Origin of the sequence: Sphaerochaeta sp., from assembly GCF_050178175.1 — a bacterium.
GTDB lineage: Bacteria > Spirochaetota > Spirochaetia > Sphaerochaetales > Sphaerochaetaceae > Sphaerochaeta.
The window spans coordinates 1-10,930 of record NZ_JBFXGH010000071.1 but is presented as its reverse complement, the minus strand read 5'-3'; the positions used below and the strand labels follow the sequence as shown (position 1 = coordinate 10,930).

The window sequence follows — 10,930 nt, the reverse complement described above, 5'->3', positions numbered from 1 at the left end:
CTCCTTCGCGTCTTTTTCCACATGGGCACCCATTGCCTGTAAGATATCAATCACGCGTTTATCCCCTTGGCTGTCCTGAAAATCAAGAGAGGTCAAAAGCAAATCTGAATTGCTGAGTGTGGCAGCTACCAGGGGAAAGGCTACTGCAGAGAAATCCGCAGGTATGGTAAACCTTCCTGGTGTATAGTGTTGCCCACCCCTGATATAAAATCTGGTATAGTCATCACTTCTCTCTACCTCTACTCCATAACGTTGCATCCAGTCCAGGGTTATCTGCACATAGGGAGTTTCCAAGGGGTTGTCTACCAATATCTCGGTATCTCTTGCTGCCAATGGGCTGGAAAGCAACAGGCTTGATACGTATTGGCTGTTGCTTCCGTTGAGCCTTGCCTTTCCCCCTTTCAAGACCCCCCTGATAACCACAGGTGGAGCTTCCTGTCCCTCCCTGGTCAGGAAAGCCGTCGCTCCAAGCGTATTCAGTGCATCAACCAGGCGCTTGATCGGCCGTCTCCTGATCTGCTCATCACCGGTAATCACCGTCCAGCCATCCACCAAGGCGGCAACTGAGGAGAAGAAACAGGTGGTGGTACCTGAATTCCCTGTATTGATGCAGTCCTCAGGAGCAACCAAGGAGCTTCCCCTGCCATTGATCACCCAACATCCTTCCCTCTCTTCTATCCTTGCACCGAAAGCTTTTGCAGCGGACAGTGCACTCAATCCATCACCACTGGCCAGTGGATTGCAGATGATCGATTCCCCTTCAGAGAGCAAACCAAGGAGAGCAGCACGGATGGTGTGGCTTTTGGAGCCGGGGACCTGAAGGCTTCCATGCAAGGAACCGGGTTTTACGAGTACACGCATACATCACATCCTTTTCATTCGTACAAATCGCTTCAAGGACTTGCTGTTGGAGAGCAGTGTCAGAACAACCAACGTAAGCAAGATCATGGTAATGGGTCTTCCTAGCAATGCCACAAGAAATGCATCCTCACTGGAGGCAAGGGAGATGGCCCTGCGGAAGTTGGAATCCATCATGCCTCCGAGGACAATGGCAAGCGTCATGGGCGCGATAGAATACGAACGACGTCGCATGAAGAAACCCAATACGCCGAAGAAAAGCATCAGATAGACATCAAACATCCTGTTGTTTGTTGCAAAGGATCCGATAATACAAAGGATCACAACCAAGGGAAGCAGGATCCTCTTGGGGACAGCAATGATCTTGCTGATCCTCGGAGCTACCAGGAGACCAAGAAGCAGGAGGAAAACACTCCCAATAAAGCCACCTGCAAGGATTGCGTGAAACATCGGGGCACTTGTCTTGATGAACATTGGACCAGGTTGTAATCCATGGACATAGAAGACTGAGAGAATGATCGCAGTGACTGCATCCCCCGGTACGGCGAGGGTGAGCATGGGGATCATGGCCCCTCCAATACAGGCATTGTTGGCCGACTCACTGGCAACAATACCTTCCTCTGCACCCTCTCCAAAAGGAACGGAGGGATTCTTAACCAATTTCTTTGCCTGACTATAGGCAAGGAAGGCAGCAACAGGCCCACCTGCTCCAGGTAACGCCCCGATGGCAACCCCGATGGTTGCATACCAGAGAGAAATCGGAGTATGGCGCAACACTTCTTTCATTTTCAGTTTCCGGTACGAGAGAACGTTGACATCCCCCCCCTCAAGACTGGTGGAGATGGCCATCAATACCTCAGAAAAGCCAAAGAGCCCCACCAATGCCGGTACGATATTGATTCCTGCCTGTAAGTTCTCGATGCCAAAGGTAAGCCTCGCGGTACCCATTACCGAGTCGATGCCTACCATGCTGAAGAACAGACCGAGACAGGCGCTGACAAGTCCCTTTGCAAAATGTTTTGTTGTCAGGGAACCTACAGTGGTTAAACCGAAGGTTGCAAGAAGGAAGTAGTCCATCGGGGTGAATTTCAGCGCTACTGAGGATATGGGCTTGGCAACGACAGCCAAGGCAAGGAACCCAAAGAGCGTCCCTATGAATGAGTACATGACCGCGTAGATCAGGGCCTTGTACGCCTCACCCTTTTTAGCCATGGGAAAGCCATCAAGCGTGGTTACCACCGATGAAGGTGCTCCAGGTATATTGATAAGGATGGCAGAGAGGGCTCCGCTGAATACACCTACCACATACACGCCCATGATGGTGGCCAGGGCATTGGTGGTCTGCCATGAGTAGGTGATTGATACCAGAAGCGCTGTTGCCATGGAGACCGACAAGCCGGGAATGGAACCCACGAAGAGTCCAGCCAGTGAGCCGGCAAAGACAAGCAATACAAACTGAAGGTTGCTTGCATAGGAAATTATTCCAAGAAACATATCCATTATCCAATCCTCCTACGGAAGCATGACATGCAGGAGCTTTCCAAACAGGAGATACATCAACGAGGTAAATCCTACAGAGAGTAAGCCGATCAAGAGATACCTTCGCTCTCCTAGGTAAAAGAACAATCCGAAGAGGAACAAGGTCGTTGAGACGAGAAAAGTAAGATAGGGCATCACCATGACATAGACCAAGGTTGCAAGCGTTACCACAACTGTGTCACGAACCAAGAACACTACAGGAGTGACCTCTCCTTCCTCCTTTGCTGCAGAACGAATCAGGGAGAGGGAGAGCGGAAGCAGGAACACCGCTACAAGCAGGGGAAACAGATAGGGTGACTGCTGCCATACTACCTTTGCCAGGTGATGCTCCACCAACGAATAGACAATGGCAGAGATGGATAACAAGAGAAACACGAATCCTTCGATTCGTGAATATGATCCACTTCTTGATCGATGTGCTTCTTCCATGGGGATTCCTTCTTTATGATCTTGCAGAGAACATCTGCAAGACCGGGTGATATCTAGTACTGTGATTTCTCAATCCCGAACTTCTCAGGACTGTATTTGGCTACCCCACTGTCGTAGAGCATCCAGGAAACCAGGGACTCCCAATCCTTGTAGAACTCCTTCATAGAAGCTTCATCAGGATATTTCTCATAGAGCTTATCCAAGGAGTTCTTGGCCACAAACTCTTTCCAGGCAGGTTCCTGTACAGCTTTCTTTGCCGCATCACGAAGGATGGCAACCACTTCAGAGGGCACATCCTTATCCACCAAGAATGAAAGCGGGGTGAACGGATTGGAGAGATAGCGCTCTGAGCCAGGGAGAATTTCTCCAAGGGTGGGCACATCTGGGTGTGCCTCCAGTCGGTCAAGGGCAGAGATGCCCAGCAACCTCAAGTCTCCGCTCTCCAGATATCCTGTGACCGTGGAGTAGTTGGAATTGGTGAAATCCACTTGGTCTCCCAACACAGCAAGTATGCAGTCTGCACCACCGGGATATGCAGTAAGGGCCATTTCCATGCCAAACTTGCCATAGATCATAGCCTGCACATGCCCTGATCCACCTGGTCCGGTATAACTCATTTTCACTTTACCGGGTCTGTTCCTGATGTCATCCACCAAGTCCTGGAGGGTCTCATATTTTGAATCCTTGCCTACAACAATAACCTTCGGGTCATTGACGGCAACCATGATCGGGGTGAAATCATCATAACTCATCTCACTCAGTCCCATCACTCTCTGGGTCCCCAATGATTCTGCAGTGAAGAGAACGGTATAACCATCACTCTTCGCATCAAGTACGGTACGGGCACCAATGGAACCACTTGCCCCACCTTGGTTGATGACAGTAATGCTCACTCCAAGGTGTTTCTCCAACTGGACGGCCAATTGTCTTCCGCTGATGTCCGTGGTGCCACCAGCTCCGTATGGGACAATCATGGTAATCGGTTTGTTCGGATACGAAGGGCCCCCAGATTCGGTGGTTCCAGCGCCCCAGAGCATTGAGATGGACAAAAGCAACAAAAGGAAAACAAGCTTCTTGTGTTTCATATGGCCTCCTACAGTACCAAGCGTAAATTATCATAAATTATGCATTAATTTGTACATATATGCAATATTTATACATAAAATTGAAATATCAGTCGGTAGTTTATTTATATACAACAACCTAATGTTTACAAACTTATGTTATTCATGTGTAAATTTACATTCCTTTTCAAAAAAAACCATCCTTCCCCTCCTTACTTGGAGGGGTGGGCATACTCTGGGCGAAGCACCTCTGCCCCCTGCATGAACACGGGAACTGTCTGCTGCATCGGATGGTTCACGACAACCAGCATCCTGATGACCTTCTCCAACATCCCATCGATTTCAAGTTCCTGCATACAGAACAAAGGGGTTGAGCCACAGTATCCTGCTTTTCTCAGTCCTGTTGCAGGATTCCGACTTCTCAGATCACTGGTTTGGGTGATCAGGAGATAGGCAACTTCCTCTTCCTGCAATGCATTAAGCGCAAGCACTTCCCGGTAGAGAGTTGCAGCGGCGGTTTCTATGAGCTCTGGTAGATCTTCCTGTACGCAGATAGCCCCCCTGATAGCACTGATGGTTGGTGGCAATTCCATGGTTACTCCTCAAACAAGTATCGTATCACGTCATCCTATCGTAATCCCTCTCGTGATCACATGCTCCAATAACCCTACAATCAAGCTTAAGGCAAAGACTGCAAGCATCCTGAGCAGAGTAAGCAATACCGCTGAAGCAGGGAATATCCGATCCCCTGCCCAGACCAAGAGGGAAAAAACCAGTATCCAAAATCCAAAAAGCAAACCCGTCCAGCTTATCAGAGAAAGAAAGAATTGAAGCAGCCCGACAAATTCCAAGCTTACAGCAAAAAAGCTACTTGCTATATAGACAAGGAAAAAGAAGAGATAGAGCAAGAGAGTATAGGTATGTACCCGGCTGGAGAAAGCCAGCAATCGCCGTGTCTGCAACATAGATTGATGGTATCACCTAAGAGAGCTTGTCTGCAACCGGGAAACTCACAAAGAGTTTCCCCATGCCTGAGGCAAATACATCAAGGACCGGGGAATCTGCACGGTTTGAGAGTGAAATAGAGGCCATGGAGAGTACATACTGACTGAGAGGCCATTGCAACTGCTTTGCGGTGATGGTCACTTCCTTGGTGAAGCTCGTGGGAATAAAACTGACCGTTTGTGGTGGGTTCTGTATTTCAAAGCGGTGATGCTTTCCGACCAGGAAAAGGCTCTCATAGGCTGTATACCATGCAGAGGGAGGACCATACTGGTCAAAGAGGCTGTAGGTGGTGAAGAGGTGGTCCATGCGAAACCCTCCACCACCAACCAAAACATAGGTGGAATACCCAAGGGATGATGCTTTTCGAAGCGCCAGCTCTGTATCGCTCTCATCCTTGTCTGCAAGGCTCTTCTCATGGTCAAGGTGTTGTATCTCGGAAAAATACCGAGTGGAATCAAAATCCCCGATACATAGATTGACGGGTATCCCCAAGGCTTTCGCTGCCTCATACCCACTATCAGCTGCAATAACCATATCGCCCGGCTGCAGAAGATCTACAGGAAGGTGGGAAGGAGCCCCTCCCCCTGTAAATATTATAGCTTTACTCATAAACACTCACTTTATGTTGCGGATTTAGCAATATTATCATAGTATATTACCACATTCATAAATAAAAGAGGAAGGAACATGTCCAACGTAGCTCAGCATCTCGCAAAGGTTGCGCTCAAACGCGCAGATATCATGATACCGAAAGCAACAGTAGATCTCACCAAATGGGCAGTTGTTGCTTGCGACCAGTATACTTCAGAACCGGAATATTGGGAACAGGTCAAGCAACTCGTGGGAGAGAGTCCTTCAACACTCAACCTGATCTATCCTGAAGTGTATCTTGAGGAAGCACATCCAGAGAAACGGATAGAGGCAATCAATGCCACCATGAAACGCTATATACAAGAGGATCTGTTCACCGTGTATAAGAATGCTTTTTTCTTGGTGCATCGAACCACTCCCTCCAGCATGATCGGACGATGGGGTCTCCTCGTTGCACTGGATCTTGAGCAGTATGACTATGCCCCGGATTCACGCAGCATGATCAGGGCAACAGAGGGAACGATTCTTTCCAGGATCCCGCCGCGAAAAGAAATCAGGAAAAATGCGCCGCTTGAGCTTCCCCATATCATGGTTTTGATCAATGACGAGAAGCGTTCGGTCATTGAACCACTCGCAAAGAAGAGGGAACAACTTCCTCTTGCCTACGAAACAGAACTTATGGCAGGTGGGGGTGCCTTGAAAGCCTGGGTTGTCGATACTGACGAAGACATGCTGAAGATTGCAAAAGCCCTGAAAGAGATGCTTGATGCACTTCCCCAGGATAATCCCCTGCTTTATGCCATGGGAGACGGCAACCACAGCCTAGCAACAGCAAAGAGTTGTTGGATGGATATCAGGGATACCCTCACAGAAGATGAGCGGAAAGACCATCCTGCACGCTATGCACTGGTTGAACTGGAGAATATCTTTGATGAGGGGTTGGAGTTTGAACCGATCCACCGTGTACTTTTCGGGCTTGACCAGCATACGTTTGAATGCGAGCTCGCAAAAGTCTGCGCCCATTTTGAGAAAGAGAAGATATCAGACCTGGAATCACTCGACGCAGCAATCAACGAAGAGGATGGCAGACAGAAATTCGGGTTCTGTGACAAGCATGGATATCTAGTGTACATACTTACAGAGCCAAAAGCTTCCATCGCTGCAGGTACGCTGCAATTGATCATAGACTCATTGCTTGCACAGAAAATTGCCTGTGTGGACTATATCCATGGAAAGGATGTCACAGCCACCCTGGGAAGCAAGGAAGGCAATCTGGGACTCATCCTGCCGGAAGTCTCCAAATCGACCTTTTTTGAATCAATCATCAGGGATAACGCTTTACCGAGAAAAACCTTCTCCATGGGAGAAGCACATGAGAAGCGGTATTACATGGAGGCTAGGAAGATTCAGTATTAAGAAAGAAGCGCTGAAGCATCATATTCGCCACAGCGCAGCAAGGTGTAGGGAGTCGTCGTGCAATCGATCAAGGTGGAGGGAGTATCCCTCTGCCGCATCGGATCCACGACAATGGCCTGCACCTTATCTTTGTATGTGAAGATAATATCTGTGATATTGGTTATGGAGTATCCATGGGGATTTACGGCAGTTGAATAGATCGGGGAACCGAGGCGGGTAAGCAATTCCTGTATGAAGGGGTCCTTTGGAACCCGTATTGCATGAGTCCCTTCTCCGTCCTTGGTTGGAAGGATACAGGTGAGAGCACAGGGCCAATGGTGAAGGAGCACCTCTGGGACTTGACAGAGTTGTTGTGCTTGCTCGAGCGTCGCCAGGACAGCAAACTGCTGTTGTCCCAGATGCTCCTTCAGGACACGTATTTTTTGTAGTGTTGTATCGACTTTCCCGCTCAGACCATAGATTGTGTCACAGGGAAGGATCATAAGATGGTCCTCCTGGAGATGAAACACACATCGCTTTAAGGTCTCTGGTTCTGATTTATAGAGGAGTTCTGCTTCCTCATCTCTCCAACTCATACGTATGCCTCCGCTTTTTTTGTATCCACCAATAGCATAGCGTAATCATTGCTGCCATGACTAGGGAGGCAAGAGCTAGATATATGGTAGGAATTCCAGAAAACCCCAGAGATCCACCTGGCTCAAAGGTACGGGGTATCCTATCCTCATAGGAGTTGGAGTCTTGTTCCTCATCGATGAAGTAATATACCTGTTCCCCTTCACTCTGATATCCATATTTGAAGGCAGCATCCTTCAAGGCATCTTCACTGCTCGCTTCATCTCTCTGTCGCTTCAGGGAGTCTACCTGTATTGAGAGCATTGTCTGTTCATGGGAAAGTCTCGATATCTCAGTTTTCAAGGCTCGATTGTGCAGAATTCCCCCGATGCCGAATACTGTCATGAGCAAAGAAAAGATAAAAACTAGGCTGAAAGCGAATAGTAGCGGGATTTTTCTTGTCATGCCATCCTTCAATACACTATACTAAGTATGATACTATACCATCAATACTGGTGTAAAGTTTGCATGGAGGTGGCAATGTCGGAAAACAAACACTATGGACGTCAGATTTTCCTGAGCCTGTTCCTTACCGTATTTATTCTCTTGGCCGGCCTCTATCTTGCTTCACGGTATCTGTTACCACTCTATGATGTCAATCAACAACAGATTTATGACGTATTGGTAAAGTTGTTTCCCATCCTTCTCGGTCTTGTCATGATTGAGATTGGTGTCATGATCGCTCGCAGGAGAGATGAGGAGTATGCTGACCAAGTGGACAAGCTCCCTCCCAATGCATATGATAAACCATTCTACACCCTTCCCGGTGATGACCCAAGCCACCTTCACAGTGACGAGCTATTGCTCAGCCAACAGAGAGTGCAGCCAAGCACTTCCCCGATACAGGATACCATTGAAGAAGAGGAACTGGAGCCTCAGGCGGTTGCCTCCATTGAACCAATGGTTCCCAGGAAAGAAGAGGCAATGGTTGAACGCTTTGAAATGGCGGAACCAGAACAGGAAACAGTGGGGGCGGAAGGAAAGATTGCTGAGCCCGTTGCTGAGAATATTACCTACAATACAGACTTTGACACGATTTTGGAAATGGAATTGGAGAACTCCAAGGAGATGGATTATGACCTTACCCTGGTCATAATCGAAGTCACCGAAGGTCCTGCTTCCCTTATTGCAAACAAATTGATGATGCTCAGCGGGGAACTTGCCTACAGCTTCACGCTTGAAGGCGGAAAAATTGCCTTGGTCCTCCCCTTCTACAATGGCGACGAGGCACGCTCATTCACGCTCTCAATCATCGAGAGTTGCCAGAAAGAGTTCTCAGGTTCTTCATTGCAACTAGGCTTCGCATCACGGAACGGGAGAATTGTTGACAAGGAACAATTGCTGCATGAGGCACAGAGTGCCTGCAGCAGCAACTGGGAGGATAACTAATCCTTCAAAGGAATCTCAAAACTCATCCTATCCTTGGTCAGTATCGTATCAGGAAAGATTTTTCGGGCATCCTTAAGCAAGAAGCGTAGTTCCCTGTCCCCATACCGTGGACTGTAATGGAGCAGACCGAGCTTGGCCACCTCTGCATCTTTTGCAATCTGGGCAGCCTGACCGGCAGTCATGTGCTTTTTCTCATATGCTGTCTCTTCCATATCGGACGTGAACATCCCCTCACAAAGCAGAAGATCACTATGCTCCACTTCCTTGGCAATGGACGAAAGATACAGAGAGTCAGTGACATAACTGAATTTCCTTCCCCCACGCTTATTTCCCATCACATCTGCACTGGAGACTACTCTACCATCACCCAGGGTAACAGTCTCCCCTCTTTGCAATTTTCCCCACAGTGGCCCGACCGGTATCCCCAGGTCCTGTGCTTTCTCTGGATGGAACTCCCCTGGACGGTCTTTTTCCTGCATGACATATCCCAAACAGGGTTTTGTATGATTGAGCCTGAAAGCGCGTACGGTAAAGTCATCAGTCTCCAGGATGACACCTGGTTCAACCGTCTTTACAATGATCTCATAGTTGATATACATATCAAGGATTCTTCGATTGGCATCCACATACTCCTTGAGTTTAGGGGGACCATAAAGCGTCAGCGGCTCATCGCGGTCAACCTGGCTGGAAAGCATCAGTATCCCCGGGAGTCCGGTCACGTGGTCTGCATGCATGTGGCTTATAAAAATGGAATGGATCTTTTTCCACTTCAAATTCAGCATTTTCAGGGAGACCTGCGTACCTTCCCCACAATCGAAGAGAAAGAGCTCACCGTCGCGACGAACCATGGCACTGGTAAGAAACCTGTTGGGAAGGGGCATCATGCCGCTGGTCCCGAGTACAAACACTTCAAAATTCATAGAGCAAGTATACTGAAAAACACCGGTTATTCAAAGTGTGTACAGCTTAAAGGTTCAATTCGTTTTACCCGTCGTAAACTAAACTGTACAGATACCACACTTACCAGAAGCAGAACCAGTACGATGACGAGGATATCTCCCAATGGATAGACCACACTAAAATCCAGGAGATAGTAGGAAAGGGAGGGGATTGATCGGTCGGCGACCACGCTGAGCAATGGGGAAAGATTGCTTGACATCACAATGCCCAGCAAGGTTCCCCCCATCAGGGAGAGAATCGTCACCATCATGACCGTGTAGAAATAGACACTGCGGATCAAGCTGTGGCGTGCACCAAGCAAGGTAAGCAGAGCTATCTGATGTTTGTCATCCTCAACCAGTTCCCTGCTTAGTTCGCTGATGAAATAGCCACAGAGCATTGCAACAGCCACCATGACACCCAACACAGCCTGTCTGCTTGTATTAAGGTTTGTAGCAATGGTGAAATTCTCCTCATCCCACGAAGTTACCATAAACCCATCGGCCTGGTATTCCTGTCTCAAAGGTTCAATCCTCTCCTGGGTTACCAACAATTCATGGTAGTTCTCCTCACTGCCCTTGAACAACCGATGGATCAGGCTATAGTCACAAAAGGCAAGATTCGCATCCAGTTCCCGATATCCTGAATCATAAAGATTGCCCACTACACAGAATTGTGGACGGATCCCATCGTCACCTACCAGCATCAGTGCAACCCGGTCGCCGATACCCACCTGAAGTTCATCAGCCAGGGTGGTGCTGAGCAGTACCTTCTCCAGCGTGGTGCTCTCCTTGGGAATTCCATCCATCAAGGTAATCTGGGAGGTTCTCATTTCGTTGAAATATCCGTCACCAACACCCTTGAGTCTCACCATCTTGTTTCCGTCTGGACTATAGATCAGGGCATAGCTTTGAGAAACCAGCTGCACATCCAGCACACCTTCCTTCTCGGGCAAGACACGTGTGGAATTCCCATGTACTTGCAGGTGGCCATTACCCAATAGTGCATATTTATCAGCAATCCCCTTACTCATGGACACCACAAAGATCTTTGCAAAGACCAAGGCTCCAACTACCAGTGTGATCAAA

At 48.4% G+C, this 10,930-nt stretch carries 13 protein-coding genes; 2 read left to right on the top strand and 11 right to left on the bottom strand.

The features are described from left to right. From AB7S66_RS08535 to AB7S66_RS08505, 7 genes are all read right to left on the bottom strand, one after another. A partial coding sequence (locus tag AB7S66_RS08535) for a 3-phosphoshikimate 1-carboxyvinyltransferase (protein ID WP_428519043.1) occupies positions 1-861 on the bottom strand: 861 nt, incomplete at its 3' end. A 3-nt stretch (positions 862-864) separates the two neighbouring features. Further along, positions 865-2,358, bottom strand: a complete 1,494-nt coding sequence (locus AB7S66_RS08530; RefSeq protein ID WP_428519041.1) for a tripartite tricarboxylate transporter permease — start codon at positions 2,356-2,358, stop codon at positions 865-867. A gap of 12 nt (positions 2,359-2,370) precedes the next feature. Next, positions 2,371-2,826, bottom strand: coding sequence for a tripartite tricarboxylate transporter TctB family protein (locus tag AB7S66_RS08525; protein WP_428519039.1), 456 nt, complete (start codon positions 2,824-2,826; stop codon positions 2,371-2,373). Positions 2,827-2,879: 53 nt separating this feature from the next. Next, the gene (locus AB7S66_RS08520) at positions 2,880-3,911 is read right to left on the bottom strand and encodes a tripartite tricarboxylate transporter substrate binding protein (RefSeq protein WP_428519037.1); all 1,032 of its coding nucleotides are present in this window, start codon (positions 3,909-3,911) and stop codon (positions 2,880-2,882) included. A 191-nt stretch (positions 3,912-4,102) separates the two neighbouring features. Next, complete coding sequence (locus AB7S66_RS08515) at positions 4,103-4,483, bottom strand: chorismate mutase (protein WP_428519036.1); 381 nt, start codon at positions 4,481-4,483, stop codon at positions 4,103-4,105. A 30-nt stretch (positions 4,484-4,513) separates the two neighbouring features. Further along, positions 4,514-4,855 (bottom strand): hypothetical protein, encoded by a 342-nt coding sequence (locus AB7S66_RS08510; protein ID WP_428519034.1) that lies wholly within the window; start codon positions 4,853-4,855, stop codon positions 4,514-4,516. Positions 4,856-4,871: 16 nt separating this feature from the next. Further along, positions 4,872-5,504, bottom strand: a complete 633-nt coding sequence (locus tag AB7S66_RS08505; RefSeq protein WP_428519032.1) for a thiamine diphosphokinase — start codon at positions 5,502-5,504, stop codon at positions 4,872-4,874. A 78-nt stretch (positions 5,505-5,582) separates the two neighbouring features. Between AB7S66_RS08505 and AB7S66_RS08500 the strand changes: the two genes are divergently transcribed. Then, positions 5,583-6,902, top strand: coding sequence for a DUF1015 domain-containing protein (locus AB7S66_RS08500; protein ID WP_428519030.1), 1,320 nt, complete (start codon positions 5,583-5,585; stop codon positions 6,900-6,902). Here AB7S66_RS08500 and AB7S66_RS08495 read toward each other — a convergent pair. Both AB7S66_RS08495 and AB7S66_RS08490 read right to left on the bottom strand, forming a co-directional pair. Next, complete coding sequence (locus AB7S66_RS08495) at positions 6,899-7,477, bottom strand: L-threonylcarbamoyladenylate synthase (RefSeq protein WP_428519028.1); 579 nt, start codon at positions 7,475-7,477, stop codon at positions 6,899-6,901. The genes AB7S66_RS08500 and AB7S66_RS08495 overlap by 4 nt on opposite strands. Next, positions 7,461-7,919 (bottom strand): FtsB family cell division protein, encoded by a 459-nt coding sequence (locus AB7S66_RS08490; protein WP_428519026.1) that lies wholly within the window; start codon positions 7,917-7,919, stop codon positions 7,461-7,463. The genes AB7S66_RS08495 and AB7S66_RS08490 overlap by 17 nt, the downstream gene beginning before the upstream one ends. Positions 7,920-7,994: 75 nt before the next feature. Here AB7S66_RS08490 and AB7S66_RS08485 point away from each other — a divergent pair, with 75 nt between their 5' ends. Then, on the top strand, positions 7,995-8,903 hold the full coding sequence (locus tag AB7S66_RS08485) for a hypothetical protein (RefSeq protein ID WP_428519024.1): 909 nt from the start codon (positions 7,995-7,997) through the stop codon (positions 8,901-8,903). On the opposite strand, the gene AB7S66_RS08480 is transcribed toward AB7S66_RS08485, so the two are convergent. Continuing rightward, a complete protein-coding gene (locus AB7S66_RS08480) occupies positions 8,900-9,823 on the bottom strand; it encodes a ribonuclease Z (RefSeq protein ID WP_428519022.1) in 924 nt (307 codons plus the stop codon). The two genes, AB7S66_RS08485 and AB7S66_RS08480, sit on opposite strands and share 4 nt — an antisense overlap. Before the next feature lie 26 nt (positions 9,824-9,849). Then, positions 9,850-10,930 (bottom strand): ABC transporter permease (locus tag AB7S66_RS08475; protein ID WP_428519020.1); only part of this gene is annotated, 1,081 nt, incomplete at its 5' end.